Annotated in this window: 10 protein-coding genes, 3 rRNA genes and 1 pseudogene; 11 read left to right on the top strand and 3 right to left on the bottom strand. The window is 53.3% G+C overall.

Annotation, left to right across the window (positions count from 1 at the left end; all coding sequences use genetic code 11):
• Positions 1 to 627 precede the first annotated feature (627 nt).
• The 4 genes from ACXM2N_RS11150 to ACXM2N_RS11135 all read left to right on the top strand — a co-directional run bounded on the left by ACXM2N_RS11150 (position 628) and on the right by ACXM2N_RS11135 (position 6773).
• A 16S ribosomal RNA gene (locus ACXM2N_RS11150) occupies positions 628 to 2154 on the top strand.
• Positions 2155 to 2605: 451 nt separating this feature from the next.
• Positions 2606 to 5691: ribosomal RNA gene (locus ACXM2N_RS11145) — 23S ribosomal RNA — on the top strand.
• A 121-nt stretch (positions 5692 to 5812) separates the two neighbouring features.
• Positions 5813 to 5929, top strand: a 5S ribosomal RNA gene (rrf, locus tag ACXM2N_RS11140).
• The 16S, 23S and 5S rRNA genes sit together here, the layout of an rRNA operon.
• Positions 5930 to 6548: 619 nt before the next feature.
• On the top strand, positions 6549 to 6773 hold the full coding sequence (locus ACXM2N_RS11135; RefSeq protein WP_458488718.1) for a type II toxin-antitoxin system Phd/YefM family antitoxin: 225 nt from the start codon (positions 6549 to 6551) through the stop codon (positions 6771 to 6773).
• A 435-nt stretch (positions 6774 to 7208) separates the two neighbouring features.
• Here ACXM2N_RS11135 and ACXM2N_RS11130 read toward each other — a convergent pair whose 3' ends face one another.
• A complete protein-coding gene (locus tag ACXM2N_RS11130; protein WP_458488716.1) occupies positions 7209 to 8201 on the bottom strand; it encodes a pseudouridine synthase in 993 nt (330 codons plus the stop codon).
• A gap of 59 nt (positions 8202 to 8260) precedes the next feature.
• Between ACXM2N_RS11130 and ACXM2N_RS11125 the strand changes: the two genes are divergently transcribed.
• The 4 genes from ACXM2N_RS11125 to ACXM2N_RS11110 all read left to right on the top strand — a co-directional run bounded on the left by ACXM2N_RS11125 (position 8261) and on the right by ACXM2N_RS11110 (position 10925).
• Positions 8261 to 8404 (top strand): hypothetical protein, encoded by a 144-nt coding sequence (locus tag ACXM2N_RS11125; protein ID WP_458491176.1) that lies wholly within the window; start codon positions 8261 to 8263, stop codon positions 8402 to 8404.
• 193 nt (positions 8405 to 8597) lie between these two features.
• Positions 8598 to 9494, top strand: coding sequence for a universal stress protein (locus ACXM2N_RS11120; RefSeq protein ID WP_458488714.1), 897 nt, complete (start codon positions 8598 to 8600; stop codon positions 9492 to 9494).
• 348 nt (positions 9495 to 9842) lie between these two features.
• Positions 9843 to 10106 carry a GlsB/YeaQ/YmgE family stress response membrane protein gene (locus ACXM2N_RS11115; RefSeq protein ID WP_458488712.1) on the top strand — a complete coding sequence of 88 codons (264 nt, stop codon included), beginning with the start codon at positions 9843 to 9845 and terminating at the stop codon, positions 10104 to 10106.
• Positions 10107 to 10286: 180 nt separating this feature from the next.
• Complete coding sequence (locus ACXM2N_RS11110) at positions 10287 to 10925, top strand: TetR/AcrR family transcriptional regulator (protein WP_458488710.1); 639 nt, start codon at positions 10287 to 10289, stop codon at positions 10923 to 10925.
• Here the strand turns inward: ACXM2N_RS11110 and yidC are convergent.
• Positions 10888 to 12009 (bottom strand): annotated as a pseudogene (gene yidC / locus ACXM2N_RS11105) (membrane protein insertase YidC); the annotation flags it as partial. The gene ACXM2N_RS11110 and the pseudogene yidC overlap by 38 nt on opposite strands.
• A 179-nt stretch (positions 12010 to 12188) precedes the next feature.
• Here yidC and ACXM2N_RS11100 point away from each other — a divergent pair.
• Together ACXM2N_RS11100 and ACXM2N_RS11095 are read left to right on the top strand one after the other, a co-directional pair.
• A complete protein-coding gene (locus ACXM2N_RS11100; protein ID WP_458488708.1) occupies positions 12189 to 13031 on the top strand; it encodes a class E sortase in 843 nt (280 codons plus the stop codon).
• A 7-nt stretch (positions 13032 to 13038) separates the two neighbouring features.
• Positions 13039 to 13191, top strand: a complete 153-nt coding sequence (locus tag ACXM2N_RS11095) for a hypothetical protein (protein ID WP_458488706.1) — start codon at positions 13039 to 13041, stop codon at positions 13189 to 13191.
• Positions 13192 to 13194: 3 nt separating this feature from the next.
• Here ACXM2N_RS11095 and ACXM2N_RS11090 read toward each other — a convergent pair whose 3' ends face one another.
• A complete protein-coding gene (locus ACXM2N_RS11090) occupies positions 13195 to 13797 on the bottom strand; it encodes a DUF2020 domain-containing protein (RefSeq protein ID WP_458488704.1) in 603 nt (200 codons plus the stop codon).
• Here ACXM2N_RS11090 and ACXM2N_RS11085 point away from each other — a divergent pair.
• Positions 13796 to 15043, top strand: a complete 1248-nt coding sequence (locus tag ACXM2N_RS11085) for a sensor histidine kinase (protein WP_458488702.1) — start codon at positions 13796 to 13798, stop codon at positions 15041 to 15043. The genes ACXM2N_RS11090 and ACXM2N_RS11085 overlap by 2 nt on opposite strands.
• Positions 15044 to 15107 lie beyond the last annotated feature (64 nt).

The following is a 15107-nucleotide window of genomic DNA, read 5'->3' as shown; positions in this document are numbered from 1 at the left end:
TGGTAGCTGCACATTCGCCCTCTATTAATGACTACCTTGCGAGGAAGCGCAGGTATAAAAAACTCGCAGGTATAAAAAACTAAAGCTTGTAAACGTAGTTTTAACGACCACTACTTAACTTCAAAAAACCGCTTTGACCAGCAGAGTTGTGTAAATGTTTAAGAGTGTGTAACTTTATGTGAGTCGCCGCGACCGACAGCGCCCCCTGATTGCAGGAGATGGCGGGAGGAAAACGAGCGGGACGGTAATCATTTCCCTTGAAGCTTTCGATCATGTTGTGTGGTTGTGTGGTTTTGAGTGGGTGTGTTGTTTGAGAACTCAATAGTGTGCCAATGTACTTTTTATTTTGTTTTGTTGGCTTTGTGGGGCTTGTTGTTTGGTGTGGCCGGCAAGGGTTGTTGTTTTTTCGCCCTTGTTAATCATGTTGAATTAACGTTAGATGTTCCCGCTTAGTTTGACGAAGCGTGCAAGAGCAGTTTTTCCTCGTCGGATTGTGTTCTTGTTTTTTCATCTATTATTTTTTGGACAATCATTTGTGAACAACTTTTGTTGTTTGTGCTGGTTGTTTGTTTTTTGCCAGTTTTGGTTGGGCTTTTCACGAAGCCTAATAGGTTTTTTAACTTATTTTTTGTGGAGAGTTTGATCCTGGCTCAGGACGAACGCTGGCGGCGTGCTTAACACATGCAAGTCGAACGGAAAGGCCCAAGCTTGCTTGGGTACTCGAGTGGCGAACGGGTGAGTAACACGTGGGTGATCTGCCCCTAACTTCGGGATAAGCTTGGGAAACTGGGTCTAATACCGGATAGGACAGCCATTTAGTGTTGGTTGTGGAAAGTTTTTTCGGTTAGGGATGAGCCCGCGGCCTATCAGCTTGTTGGTGGGGTAATGGCCTACCAAGGCGTCGACGGGTAGCCGGCCTGAGAGGGTGATCGGCCACATTGGGACTGAGATACGGCCCAGACTCCTACGGGAGGCAGCAGTGGGGAATATTGCACAATGGGCGCAAGCCTGATGCAGCGACGCCGCGTGAGGGATGACGGCCTTCGGGTTGTAAACCTCTTTCGACAGGGACGAAGCGTTTTGTGACGGTACCTGTATAAGAAGCACCGGCTAACTACGTGCCAGCAGCCGCGGTAATACGTAGGGTGCGAGCGTTGTCCGGATTTACTGGGCGTAAAGAGCTCGTAGGTGGTTTGTCGCGTCGTCTGTGAAATCCCGGGGCTTAACTTCGGGCGTGCAGGCGATACGGGCATAACTTGAGTGCTGTAGGGGAGACTGGAATTCCTGGTGTAGCGGTGGAATGCGCAGATATCAGGAGGAACACCGATGGCGAAGGCAGGTCTCTGGGCAGTAACTGACGCTGAGGAGCGAAAGCATGGGGAGCGAACAGGATTAGATACCCTGGTAGTCCATGCCGTAAACGGTGGGCGCTAGGTGTAGGGGTCTTCCACGACTTCTGTGCCGTAGCTAACGCATTAAGCGCCCCGCCTGGGGAGTACGGCCGCAAGGCTAAAACTCAAAGGAATTGACGGGGGCCCGCACAAGCGGCGGAGCATGTGGATTAATTCGATGCAACGCGAAGAACCTTACCTGGGCTTGACATACACCGGACGGGTGCAGAGATGTATCTTCCCTTTGTGGCTGGTGTACAGGTGGTGCATGGTTGTCGTCAGCTCGTGTCGTGAGATGTTGGGTTAAGTCCCGCAACGAGCGCAACCCTTGTCTTATGTTGCCAGCGCGTTATGGCGGGGACTCATGAGAGACTGCCGGGGTTAACTCGGAGGAAGGTGGGGATGACGTCAAATCATCATGCCCCTTATGTCCAGGGCTTCACACATGCTACAATGGTCGGTACAACGCGCTGCGAGCCTGTGAGGGTGAGCGAATCGCTGAAAGCCGGCCTCAGTTCGGATTGGGGTCTGCAACTCGACCCCATGAAGTCGGAGTCGCTAGTAATCGCAGATCAGCAACGCTGCGGTGAATACGTTCCCGGGCCTTGTACACACCGCCCGTCACGTCATGAAAGTTGGTAACACCCGAAGCCCATGGCCTAACCACATTTTGTGGAGGGAGTGGTCGAAGGTGGGATTGGCGATTGGGACGAAGTCGTAACAAGGTAGCCGTACCGGAAGGTGCGGCTGGATCACCTCCTTTCTAAGGAGCATTATTATTTTCAAGTCCGCATGGTGGTTACCGTGCGGCACATATTTTATCCGGGTGGAGCACACCCAAAGGTGTCATGACTGGGAAACACTGATTGTTTCCGGTGGTGCCTGGTTCAGTTAAGTCTTTTAAAGTCAACGTTATAAAAAGACAAAATAAGTTTGAAGTGGTTGGCATGCTGTTGGGTGTCTGGGGCAACATTGTTTGTTCCTGTGGCCAACGATAATAAGTATCGGCACGGTTTGTGTTGGTGGTTGTTGTGGTTGGTGTGTTGTGTGAGAACTGTATAGTGGACGCGTATTTTTTGCATTTTCATCGTGGTCAAAAATTGTGTTTTTTGATTGTGATGTGTGTGAATATGTTTTTTCTTCATTTTTTTGAGTGAAAAGATTCTATTCTTTTTTGTTCTTAGTGTTTTTTGTTTGTGAGTATCTGTTTGTTGTGTTGTTTGGTTAAGGGCACACGGTGGATGCCTTGGCATGCTGAGCCGATGAAGGACGTGTAAGGCTGCGTTAAGCCTCGGGGAGTTGCCAATAGAGCGTTGATCCGAGGATGTCCGAATGGGGAAACCTGGCCGTGGTTATGTGCGGTTACCCTTCAGTGAATTCATAGCTGTTGTGGGGGTTACGCGGGGAAGTGAAACATCTCAGTACCCGTAGGAGAAGAAAACAATTGTGATTCTGCTAGTAGTGGCGAACGAACGTGGATGAGGCTAAACCATGTGCGTGTGATACCTGGTAGGGGTTGCGTGTGTGGTGTTGTGGGGCATGATCGTCAGTAGGCTACCGACTGCTGGAAAATTGCTTGTTGTGTTAACGGAAGTGGCTTGGAATGGTCTACCGTAGTGGGTGAGAGTCCCGTACGTGAAAGCATGATGGTGTTTTTTGATTGTGTTCCCGAGTAGCAGCGGGCTCGTGGAATCTGCTGTGAATCTGCCGGGACCACCCGGTAAGCCTAAATACTCAGTGTGACCGATAGCGGATGAGTACCGTGAGGGAATGGTGAAAAGTACCCCGGGAGGGGAGTGAAATAGTACCTGAAACCGTGTGCTTACAATCCGTCAGAGCCTCCACTTGTGGGGTGATGGCGTGCCTTTTGAAGAATGAGCCTGCGAGTCAGCGGCATGTCGCGAGGTTAACCCGGGTGGGGTAGCCGTAGCGAAAGCGAATCCTAATGAGGGTGTGTGAGTGGCATGTTCTGGACCCGAAGCGGGGTGATCTACCCATGGCCAGTGTGAAGCAGCAGTAAGATGCTGTGGAGGCGCGAACCCACTTAGGTTGAAAACTGAGGGGATGAGCTGTGGGTAGGGGTGAAAGGCCAATCAAACTCCGTGATAGCTGGTTCTCCCCGAAATGCATTTAGGTGCAGCGTTGTATGTTTCTTGCCGGAGGTAGAGCTACTGGTTGGTTGAGCGGGACCACAATCTTAGCAATGTCAGCCAAACTCCGAATGCCGGTCAAAGTGAGAGTACAGCAGTGAGACTGCGGGGGATAAGCTCCGTTGGTCGAGAGGGAAACAGCCCAGATCGCCGGTTAAGGCCCCTAAGAGTGTACTAAGTGGAAAAGGATGTGGGATCGCGAAGACAGCCAGGAGGTTGGCTTAGAAGCAGCCACCCTTGAAAGAGTGCGTAATAGCTCACTGGTCGAGTGGTTCTGCGCCGACAATGTAGTGGGGCTCAAGTACACCGCCGAAACCGCGGCAATAACACCCTTGGGTGTTGTTGGGTAGGGGAGCGTCGTGCACGACTGTGAAGCACCAGGGTAACCTGCGGGTGTGGAGTGTGTGCGAGTGAGAATGCAGGCATGAGTAACGAATGATAAGTGAAAAACTTATCCGCCGAATGACTAAGGGTTCCTGGGTTAAGCTAATCTTCCCAGGGTGAGTCGGGACCTAAGGCGAGGCCGACAGGCGTAGTCGATGGACAACCAGTTGATATTCTGGTACCCGTGTGTGCGCGCCCAGTGGTGAATCAATGGTACTAACCACCCACACACCTCCACTGCTTTTCTTTGATTAGTTGTGGTGTGTGTGTGCGTGGGACCTTCGTTGGTAGTAGCCAAGTGATGGGGTGACGCAGTGTGGTAGCCGAGCCACTTATTGGATTGTGGTGTAAGCGTGCAGCCCGTGGCATAGGTAAATCCGTGCCACATGAGGGTGAGGCGTGATGCGTACCCATTGTTGGGGATGTTGGTGATCCTGTACTGCCGAGAAAAGCCTCTAGCGAGTGCACATATGGCCCGTACCCATAACCGACACAGGTGGTCAGGTAGAGAATACTAAGGCGATCGGGTGAACTGTGGTTAAGGAACTCGGCAAAATGCCCCCGTAACTTCGGGAGAAGGGGGACCACTGCTGGTGACAGACTGGTTGAGCTGGTGGTGGTCGCAGAGAATAGAGGGAAGCGACTGTTTATTAAAAACACAGGTCCGTGCGAAAACGTGGAAGTTGATGTATACGGACTGACGCCTGCCCGGTGCTGGAAGGTTAAGAGGACCTGTTAGCAACCCTTGTGGTTGCGAAGCGGAGAATTTAAGCCCCAGTAAACGGCGGTGGTAACTATAACCATCCTAAGGTAGCGAAATTCCTTGTCGGGTAAGTTCCGACCTGCACGAATGGCGTAACGACTTCCCTGCTGTCTCAACCACAGGCCCGGTGAAATTGCAGTACGAGTAAAGATGCTCGTTACGCGCGGCAGGACGAAAAGACCCCGGGACCTTCACTATAGCTTGGTATTGGTGTTTGGTTCGGTTTGTGTAGGATAGGTGGGAGACGTTGATTCATCATCGCTAGGTGATGCGGAGTCGCAAGTTGAAATACCACTCTGATCGAATTGAGCATCTCAACCTTGGCCCATGATCTGGGTTGGGGACAGTGCCTGGTGGGTAGTTTAACTGGGGCGGTTGCCTCCTAAAACGTAACGGAGGCGCCCAAAGGTTCCCTCAGCCTGGTTGGCAATCAGGTGTTGAGTGTAAGTGCACAAGGGAGCTTGACTGTGAGAGCGACAGCTCAAGCAGGTACGAAAGTAGGGACTAGTGATCCGGCACCTACGAGTGGAAGTGGTGTCGCTCAACGGATAAAAGGTACCCCGGGGATAACAGGCTGATCTTCCCCAAGAGTCCATATCGACGGGATGGTTTGGCACCTCGATGTCGGCTCGTCGCATCCTGGGGCTGGAGTAGGTCCCAAGGGTTGGGCTGTTCGCCCATTAAAGCGGCACGCGAGCTGGGTTTAGAACGTCGTGAGACAGTTCGGTCTCTATCCGCCGCGCGCGTTGAAACTTGAAAAAGGCTGTCCCTAGTACGAGAGGACCGGGACGGACGTACCTCTAGTGTGCCAGTTGTCCCGCCAGGGGCATAGCTGGTTGGCTACGTACGGAAGGGATAACCGCTGAAAGCATCTAAGCGGGAAGCCTGTTTTAAGATAAGGTTTCATTTGAGGTACCCCACAGACTATGGGGTTGATAGGCCAGACCTGGAAGCACCGCAAGGTGTGAAGGCGACTGGTACTAATTTACCAACAAACAACCAACAACAAACCCACAACATTCTACGAACAAAAACAGTAATAGACTACGCGTCCACTATGCAGTATCTGACACAACACAACACACCCCACCAAGGCGGTTGTGTCCACACTCAGTAATAGATGTGTCGGTGGTTATAGCGTCGGGGCCACGCCCGGTCCCATTCCGAACCCGGAAGCTAAGCCCGACAGCGCTGATGGTACTGCACTCGGGAGGGTGTGGGAGAGTAAGTCACCGCCGACCAAAAACTTAACAACAAAGAGCCCCGTTGATCACCAGGACCAACGGGGTTCTTCGCATGCCTTCCTTCGTGTTCTTCTTCGAAGTTGTCAATTATTCTGTTCACACCAGCTAAACACTCGGTACTTTCGGCCACATTGTTCGCATAGATGCTCGGTATTAGCTCTCTAGATCTTCTTTCGGATCTTCAAGGCTTCATCATCCCCTATCAGCGGGCAGTGCAGAGGTACTTCGCGTTAACGAATTTCTAGCGAACCGTTTATTAACTGTTCACTCACAGTGTCCGTTCACGTTTATTTTGCTCTGATAACCTCGGCCTTGGCTTGCAAAGTTAGCGGATTTCATTGCTTTTGATCCCAGTTTGTGACGAACTTCAGTGATGTGTTTGTTCTGAGCTGGATTGCACATTTTTCGCCCTAAAAGGCCATGATAAATGTTCTTTTTTGGGCTGATTTGTGTTTGGCTGAGTATCCGTTAGTATGTGAGCAAACGTTTGCGTTAGGTGTTTCGGCCACCGACGCTTATGATGAAAACTCGCATTATGAAGCCTCACATTTCGTCGTGATCTCGATGCGAGTGAAGAAGTAAAAAGAAGTTGTTGAGATAGAGAGAAGAAGAGTAAATGCAGCATCTTTCCACCGATTTGACCCGCGAAGCACCAATCACCGTTCGTGACGCAAAGCTATCTCTTTCCCGCCTTGTTCAGCGTGTTGAGGAACAGAATCATCGTGTAATCATCACCGAGCACGGCCGCTCTGTTGCTGCGTTGGTTTCCATTGAGGATTTGGAGCGTCTTGAGCGTCTGCAGCTTCAGGCAGACATCCGTGAGATGGAAGAAACTAACTAGTTTCTTTAGACAAGTGGGGTCAGGTTGGGAAAAAATCCCTTCCTGGCCCTTTTTGTAAGTTGTTGAGTCTTTGATAGAGGCGCAGCTCAAAGGCTGCCGCTCTATACCCTTAACGGTTACGCTGCAAGCAGTGAATCTCGTACGCTGTACGAGGAGTGGGCTCCAGAGACGAGTAGCGAATTTAGAACTCCGTACGGCCCAGTTGCTACCCCACACGCCGTTTGCCTCACGATCAAACCACTGAACACATGAGAAGCCGACGTTGGATCCTGCTGGGGTGATCGGCGGGCGGGAAGGCCACAATGAGCATGTCATGGTGGGGCGCCATCATCCGTTATTTGGCTTAGGTGGGATGGCTCTCGGGCTAGTACCAGGTTTTGAGGACCTAGGTCGCACCGTTTTATGTAGTTTGAAAAAGCTGGGCGAAATCTCGTGCTAGAAGCGCCTTAAAGCAGTGAAGTGACGCTTTTGGTTCGTAATTGGGTCAGTGAATTCTAGACTGTGTGCACACAAGTGCAGCGGTTTGAGAAAGTTCTCAGCAGACTCCGGTAGCACGGTGGGATAAATTGGATCGCCCAGAATAGGTACGCCTGCTGCATTCATGTGCAGGCGCAGCTGATGGGTCTTGCCCGTGTGAGGTTTGAGCCAGTACACACCCAGTAATGGTTGGGGCCCGTGGAGATTCTCCAGGCGGCCTTGTTCCTTCAGGTCAAGCTTATCGACACCCACAAGTTCGGTCTCAGCGTTGGGCTCGCCGGCCACGATTTCGGCCTGCATGGTGCCCGAGTTCTTGACCATTCGGTCGCGCCACAGCGCGCCGTCGGCTAGCGCCTCCTTGTACGCGGCGATAGCGGTGTACGTTTTCTGAGCCTGTTTCCTAGCAAAGAGCTCTTGGTAGGCGCCGCGCACGCCCCGATGTTTAGTCATGACGAGGACACCACTAGTGAGCCGATCTAGCCGATGTGCAGGCGAGAGTTCGTCATTTCCGGTGACGCGGCGCATGTGAACGGTCACGGTCTGGGTGATGTGTTTACCGCGCGGCATGGTGGACATAAAGGGAGGTTTATCCACTACCAGTAGGTTGTCATCTTCAAAAATGACTTCGGGTGTGTAAGGAACCTCGGGTTCGGGCACGGGAGTGCGGTAAAACCAGAGGTCTAATCCTTCTGGCAGGGTATCGTGGGGCTCGGCCACGAGCCCCTTCATGCCAGAGACGATGACCACCTCGCCGCGGGCAAAGCGCGCGGCGACGGCAGCCTCGTTGTCGTCGTCGGCACGATAACGCTGGGAAGAGATCAGGTGCCAGACAAAATCGAACGCCGTGGCCCCAGCGAACTCTGGTCCAATGCGGACTCGGGAGGGGTTCAGTCCCTCCTTGACCGGCAGGGGAGCTTGGCCGCGCGGAATAGTGATCTGGCGTGATTGCATAAGAACTAATAATATCCTGCCGAAAAAGGTTTCCTAACCTACCTCTAACCTAGTATCGTGTGAGTATGGATTTTAACGCTATTCTCGCTCCGGCAGTGGAGTTCTTCTCAAACGGTATCGGCGCAGTCATCGCGGATTTCTTCAAGATGCTGTATGCCGTGTTGTTCCCAGCTAACGCTGAGGCTGCAACCACTGCTGTGTAATGATCTAACCCCGCCGTGACCTGCCATTTTTTGACAGGGCAGTGGCGGGTATTCATTTACCCCCAAACTGGTACTAACCACCCTGTACAGCTGGATATAGGCGCGTACAATAACAGATGAATTCTATGTGCGGGTGTGCATAGTGTTCCCGTCGGATCAGCTGGTGGGAACATCTTGAGAAAGGTATTGAGAAATGACTGCCGAGAACATTGTCGTCGTTGCTGTTGATGGCTCTGACGCCTCCAATAACGCTGTTCGTTGGGCTGCTAATACTGCTATGAAGCGTGGTGTCCCTCTACGGTTGGCGGCAAGTTACACCATGCCTCAGTTCCTCTACGCGGAGGGTATGGTTCCACCGCAGGAGCTTTTCGACGAGCTCCAGGCCGAAACCATGGAGAAAATCGAGGCTGCGCGCGACATCGCGCATGAAGTAGCCCCAGATATCAAGATTGGTTACACCATCGCTGAGGGCTCCCCAATTGACATGCTTTTGGAGATGAGCTCCGATGTCACCATGCTGGTCATGGGATCTCGAGGACTAGGTGGCCTGTCCGGTATGGTTATGGGCTCCGTCTCAGCAGCTGTGGTATCCCATGCGAACTGCCCAGTGGTTGTTGTTCGCGAGGACAACCACGTAACTGAGTTGAACAAGTACGGCCCAGTAGTGGTAGGCGTGGATGGATCCGACATCTCCCAGCTAGCCACCGAATTCGCCTTTGCTGAGGCGCAGGCTCGTGGCAGCAAGCTAGTGGCAGTCCACACGTGGATGGACATGCAGGTCCAGGCATCACTCGCAGGCCTTGCCGCTGCTCAGCAGGAGTGGAACGTTATTGAGGACGAGCAAACCCAGGTTCTGCATGAACGCCTTGAGCCACTTCTGGCCAAGTACCCAGATGTAGAAGTTGAGATGGTCATTACCCGTGACCGTCCAGTTCGCGCACTGGTTGATGCAAGTAAAGATGCACAGCTGCTGGTTGTGGGCTCCCATGGCCGTGGAGGCTTCCGTGGAATGCTGCTTGGTTCCACCTCACGCGCCCTCCTGCAGTCTTCTCCATGCCCAATGGTAGTAGTGCGCCCTGTAGAGGGTTAAGCGCTGTAGGGGCTTCCACTACACGGGGGCTCGTGATCCTGTAGACATTTTCGCGAGTATCCGTCTGAGTACGTAGATATAGCGAACGTTAATTCCCTTGTTTTTGACCAGAGATCTGGCGGAAACGAGGGAATTTTCGTATTCCCTACAGATTTTTCCTAATTGTGATGAGTTTGTGATCAAGTAATAAGACCCTACAGGTCAGTAGCTTTTGCGTCAGTTTGTATTGGTTACAAATGGCCGGAAAAAGTATGAAAAAAATAGAACAAGAGTTCTTTCCGGTGGCTCAGGGCTCCAAGTTCACCTACGGTGGTTGTTGTTAGATAAACTTTTTGAAAGGACTTAGAAATGCTCGGATTGGGTATCTTTGGTTGGATCATTATCGGTGGCCTCGCAGGTTGGATCGCATCCAAGTTTAAGGGCACTGACGCGGAGCAGGGCATCGGCTTGAACATCGTCGTTGGTGTTGTTGGTGGTCTGCTGGGTGGCTTCCTCCTTAACCTCTTCGGTGTTGACGTAGCAGGCGGCGGACTTTGGTTCTCCTTCTTCACCTGCTTGCTTGGCGCAGTTATCCTGCTCACCATCGTGAACGCAGTTCGTGGCCGCAAGTAACGACACGTAAATTAAACTTAGGCCCTCAGGGAATCCCCTGGGGGCTTATTTTTGTGCCACAAGTACTTTGACATGCTGTTTTCCGGCCTCGACATGATATAGACCAACCGGTTTGTATATAGTAGAACGCGTCAGTTTGTTAAAACCGCATTAGAGTGAAAAATGAGGGTGAGGAAGCCAGTGGCAACCAAGGCTACAAAGACTGCAAAGTCCACCACGTCAGGAAGGCGTAGGAACCGCCCCTCACCACGCCAGCGCCTCCTGGACTCTGCCACAGCTCTCTTTGCCACCGAGGGCATCCGAGTCATCGGTATTGACCGCATCCTGCGTGAAGCTGACGTAGCAAAGGCAAGTCTCTACTCACTGTTCGGCTCCAAAGATGCGCTCGTCATTGCCTACATCGAAGCCCTAGATCAGCAGTGGCGTGATGCCTACTACGAGCGCACCCAAGATATGGATGATCCAGCACAAAAGATCCTTGCCTTCTTTGACCAATCGCTTGATGAAGAACCTAAGAAAGACTTCCGAGGATCACACTTCCTCAACGCGGCAAACGAATACCCGCGCCCAGAAACTGAAACTGAACGCGGGATTGTGGCGGCTGTGATGGAGCATCGCCGCTGGATGCAAGACACTATGACCCAATTGCTTGAGGCCAAAAATGGTTACCCTGGTGTTACTCAGGCTCAGCAGCTGATGGTTTTCCTTGATGGTGGTCTAGCTGGTGGGCGTCTGAATCACTCGAACGATTCTCTCCGGACGGCTCGTGATCTGGCTGTGCAGCTTCTTTCTGCTCCGCCTGCCGACTATTCAATTTAGCTTTCTGACGCGCTTCGCGTTGCTGAGCAGCGTATTCACGTTCCACGGCACGCGCCTCTGCGCGTTCGCGGGCGCGCTGTTCTTTCTCTTCCGTTTTCTTAGCCACCAGCGCTAGGTGCTCTTGCTTGGCACGTTTGCTGACCAACGCCTTTCGACGCAGGCGCTTGTGACGGCGCTTTTCCTTAATGCGTTCCTTGGCCTCAGCCTTTGTGGTTCGCTGAAGCTCAAAGTGCTCAGGAGGGTACGGGTACTTCTTCCAAATGAGGAAGTAAATGACAGCCGACTGAAGCAGCGTCCAGCAGTTACCCGCCACCCAATACATGGCAATAGCCACTGGGATCGCACCGGAGAATCCCGCTGTTGCTAGCAACAACGGCCCCATAATCATCATGATGTACACAATTCGCTGCGAAACGATGGAAACGCCTGAGGTGTAGTCCAGCGAGTTGCGGTTGCGGATGGAAGAAATCAGCATGCTCACGAATGCAAAGCAGCACGCGGCAATGACAAAGGGCGCGATGAAGGCTTGGACAGCCTCGGGAGTTGTGCCCATGGCTGCGAGGCGCTCGTCGCCAAGCAAACGGAAGGCCGGCAAAGGAACGCCGGAGACCTCAGACGCCAAAAAGCTCGACACATCCTCCGGCGACAAGAAACCGATGTGTGGATGTGAGCTCGCGTCTACCCCCTCAACCGGGCGCGCAATCCGGATCAGGACACGATACAAACCCAGGAACACCGGAATCTGAATAAACAGGGGCAAGCAACCCGCAGCGGGGTTATACCCGTACTCTTTTCTCAGATCTTTCTGGGCCTGCCGGTACTTTGCCAATCCCTCCGGCGTGCGATTCTGCGCGTACTCTTGCGCCAGCTTACGCAGGTGTGGGCGCATCAATACACCCAGACGTCCCGCACGGATCTGCATCCACGAAAACGGCGCAATCAACGCGCGCACCGTGAGCACGAGGCCAAACAGTGATAAGACCCACGCTGTGGAAATACTAAATCCAAGCAGGCCGTTAAACAGCAAGTGCCACAGTTTCAGCAAACCGGAGACTGGATAGGCAAAGATTTCAAACAATCCCACGAAAAGCGCTCCCTTCGATCTATAAGTAACGCAGCGTTACTTACTCATTATCGCCTGCCAAAGGCGTCTGTGACTATTTACGGCTATTTCGAGTAACTAGGTAGACTTCCAAACATTGACTCCACCTTGCCGTACATAGCTGCCCTAAAGAGGCAGTTCGAAAGAAAGGCCCAGTAGCGATGAGCACCGAGCCCCAGCTCAAGCAACAATCCAGCCGTACACGGCGCCGTAAGCTAAGCATTAGTCTTGTCGCTGGCGAAGTGTTTTTAACGGTTGGTGTTCTACTACTGTCTTTCGCTTTCTACGAAGCCTTTTGGACGAACCTTGAGGCACAGCGTGCACAGGAGAAGGTAGAACAGCACATGGAGGATGAGTGGGAGAACAAGCGCATTAACCCTCGAAAAGGTGTTTCCGCTGAGCTCGGCGAGGCATTCGCGCGCATGTACGTGCCAGCGTTTGGTTCCGATTACCAGTTTGCGATCGTAGAGGGAACTACTGACTGGGATCTGTTGCGGGGTCCTGGGCACTATGTGGATACTGCTATGCCGGGTGAGCGTGGAAATTTCGCGGTTGCTGGCCACCGTGTGGGCAAAGGCGCGCCCTTCAATGACCTTGGCTTATTGCAAGCTTGTGACGCCATCGTGGTGGAAACACAAACATCGTGGAACGTATACCGAGTCTTGCCTATTGACGCGCCTGACCAAGCTACCCGCGAGCAAACAGCGCGCGCATGCCTGAATGACGCACAAGTAAGTCGTGTTACCACTGGTGACTATGCGGGAGTGCAGGGCCGTCACATCACTGTTCCCGCAGACGTGACTACCATCGCGGCAATCCCAGGCACAGATATGCATCAATTTAAAGATGAGCAAGCCCCAGAGGGGCTTGAGTCTGTGCTCACACTTACGACGTGTCACCCGCAGTTCTCCAACGCGGAGCGCATGATCATCCACGCCATGCTGACAGAGCAGGTTGCAAAGACCGAAGGTGCGCAGCCACCGTCCGCACTACAGGAGGTATAAGTAAGCCATGTACGGAATTCTTTGGGATAAGCTCCCCGGCAATACCTGGGTAAAATTCCTGATCGTCATTGCTATTTTGGTGGCTGTGTTCCTGCTCCTCATGGAGGTCGTATTCCCATGGGTTTCCACGATGATGCCGTATAACGACGTCGCCGTTTAAGCCCTAAAGCAGCTCTAGATTCTTCAGGGCTTCTTTAGCGATGGTCTCTGCCTTAACGGATTGCTGCTGGGTGCTGCGTACGACGATGGCTACATTGCCGTTTTGTACCGCATAAACGGATCCAGAATCCGTACCTGCGCGTCCGCCCATCCATCCGCCAGGGAGATCGGCGGGGTCGGTGGTGTCAATGGGGGCCGCCCAGTCCACCACTGCTGTCGCTGCGGCGTCATCATTCATGTGGCGAACCATTACCGTGACTTGAGGGGTGTCCTCGAAGGACCAAAATACGCAGGCAGGTGTATCGAAGCGCTCATCAACCCCAACGGCGGTTAGTCTCTGGCCGTTCGCGTTCTCAAGCCAAGCGCCGTCTAAGTATGGGCACGGGGTTTGCTGGCCACGGGTCGCCTCTATGTCTGGGGCGGCGTCGACAGGCAGGCCCTGGTCATACACCTCGCCTGGCAATGCAGAAGGCGGAGCAATAGTTGATTGACTAGCGGCATCTGTTTGTCCGCCGTCGTCTGATCCGCAGGCTACAGCGGAAAGGCTTAGCGCGGTGGCTGTGAACAGGCAGAGGAGTCGGCGGGGAGATAGTAGGCTAACGTTCATGCAGTTAAGCCTAGATCCCAGTGGCGTGTTAAAGAACTTCAGCCCGCGTATCAACGCCGGTGACGTGGATTCCTATGACTCCTTACCAGGTGCGTCAGCGTTTCGAAACGCCATGAATGTACTCACCGCCGTATTGCTCACCATAGCCCTGTTTGGGCTGGTGGGACAGCCTTTTGGGGTGGCATTGACTGGTGTTTTGTTATGCGCGGGCTTTGGGGCTGCCTACGTTAACTCGGTGTTGGCATCCAGCGCTAACAAACTGGGTACACAGCTTGCCAGTATTGGTGTCTTGACGTTCATTTGGATCGTCTTGCTGGCGGCGGTACCGATCTCTGTGTACCTAGTCTTTCCTCTGTACTTTCTGTACCTGCGTGCGCTGCCGGATTATCGCGGCATCGTGTTCACGCTCGGCATTACGCTGATTGCAATCTTTAGCCGCTGGCCTAATCTGACACCTGGCTCCATCATGGGCCCCGCGGTTTCCGCTATGGTCTGCATTGGTATCCACATGACATTCATGGCATTGTGGCGTGGTGCGCAGGAGCGAGAGGCACTGATCACGGAGCTTCTCGACACCCGCCAGCAGCTCGCCGAGACCGAGCGCGCAGCGGGCATCGCGGCCGAACGCCAGCGCATTGCTCACGAGATCCACGACACGCTCGCCCAAGGCCTGTCCAGTATCCAAATGCTTTTGCGCGTCGCTGAAAGCGACATTTCACGATCTTCAATGACTGAAGAAGAAAAGAAGAACCCGCTGCAACACATGGAGCTGGCGCGCCGTGCAGCGGCCGATAATCTCTCAGAGGCGCGCGCAATGATCGCCGCGCTGCAGCCGGCGGCGTTGTCCAAGACCTCCTTGGAGGGTGCTCTGCACCGCGTAGCGGAGCAGATTGTGGGGCCTGAGGTCAGCATTGACGTTGAAGGTTGCGAACGTCAACTGCCCATGAAAACCGAGGCAGCGTTGCTGCGCATCGGGCAAGGGGCCCTGGGCAACGTCGCAAAGCATGCTCAGGCTACGCGCTGTCGAGTCACCCTCACCTACGGTGAGGACGAAGTCCGTCTGGACGTCGTCGACAATGGCAAAGGTTTCGATCCTGAGCAGGTGGCCGGCCGCCCCGCTGGGCTGGGGCACATAGGAATTTCCGCCATGCGTCAACGCGCCAACGAAATCGGTGGCACCCTCGACGTGGAATCCGCGCCGGGGGGAGGCACAGCTATCTCTGTGGCGATCCCGATTGAGGGGTAAGCTCCACCAAAAGTTGGAGCTAAAGGGATAAGATTAGCGTGATCGCAAACTAAGCGAACTAGGA

Source organism: Corynebacterium sp. ZY180755, assembly GCF_054331495.1.
This window is presented reverse-complemented; position numbering and strand designations above follow the sequence as displayed.

Excerpts from the sequence above, each read along its gene's own strand:
- ACXM2N_RS11135 (WP_458488718.1), top strand. The coding sequence starts at position 6,549 with ATGCAGCATCTTTCCACCGATTTGACCCGCGAAGCACCAATCACCGTT.
- ACXM2N_RS11115 (WP_458488712.1), top strand. The coding sequence starts at position 9,843 with ATGCTCGGATTGGGTATCTTTGGTTGGATCATTATCGGTGGCCTCGCA.
- ACXM2N_RS11100 (WP_458488708.1), top strand. The coding sequence starts at position 12,189 with ATGAGCACCGAGCCCCAGCTCAAGCAACAATCCAGCCGTACACGGCGC.
- ACXM2N_RS11095 (WP_458488706.1), top strand. The coding sequence starts at position 13,039 with ATGTACGGAATTCTTTGGGATAAGCTCCCCGGCAATACCTGGGTAAAA.
- ACXM2N_RS11085 (WP_458488702.1), top strand. The coding sequence starts at position 13,796 with ATGCAGTTAAGCCTAGATCCCAGTGGCGTGTTAAAGAACTTCAGCCCG.
- ACXM2N_RS11120 (WP_458488714.1), top strand. The coding sequence starts at position 8,598 with ATGACTGCCGAGAACATTGTCGTCGTTGCTGTTGATGGCTCTGACGCC.
- ACXM2N_RS11090 (WP_458488704.1), bottom strand. The coding sequence starts at position 13,797 with ATGAACGTTAGCCTACTATCTCCCCGCCGACTCCTCTGCCTGTTCACA.
- ACXM2N_RS11130 (WP_458488716.1), bottom strand. The coding sequence starts at position 8,201 with ATGCAATCACGCCAGATCACTATTCCGCGCGGCCAAGCTCCCCTGCCG.